1 protein-coding gene is annotated in these 544 nt (G+C 48.7%); it reads left to right on the top strand.

Annotated features, from left to right (window positions below; translation table 11 throughout):
* Positions 1-544: LptF/LptG family permease (locus R7093_RS27525; protein ID WP_318147315.1), on the top strand; the 544-nt coding region annotated here is incomplete at both ends.

Here is a 544-nt window from a genome sequence, read left to right as displayed (position 1 = left end):
AAAAGGGTCAGTTCCAAGGTACGCCAGACGGTTCATCCGTGGTGTTCATTGACGATATTAAGGACAGCACGCTTAGTAACGTGTTTGTCGCGCAAATGCGTCCACGAGATTCGGTTCTACCTAGCGTGATGTTCTCTTCTTCTGGTGAAGTAAAAGAACTGTCAGATGGCCGTCAGGTTATTACGATGCAAGAAGGTACACGTTATGAAGGTGTGCCAACTCGCGTGGAGTATATGATCACCAAATTTGATGAATATGAAGGGGTGATCGGGCAGCGTGAAGTCAAACAGAAAGGTCGTGACTGGGAAGCTTACCCAACGGCGGATTTGATTGGCCACCCGGATCCTGAAGCGCAAGCGGAGCTGCAATGGCGTATTTCTCTGTTTGTATGTATCCCATTGTTGACGATGCTTGTGATTCCTTTGTCTGCGGTGAACCCTCGTCAAGGGCGCTTTGCCAAAATGGGTCCGGCTATTCTGATTTACTTGGCATACTTCCGTGCGATTAGTGCGACAAAATCGGCATTGGAAGATGGTGCGATTCC

Source organism: Vibrio sp. 1580 (assembly GCF_033340055.1).
This window is presented reverse-complemented; position numbering and strand designations above follow the sequence as displayed.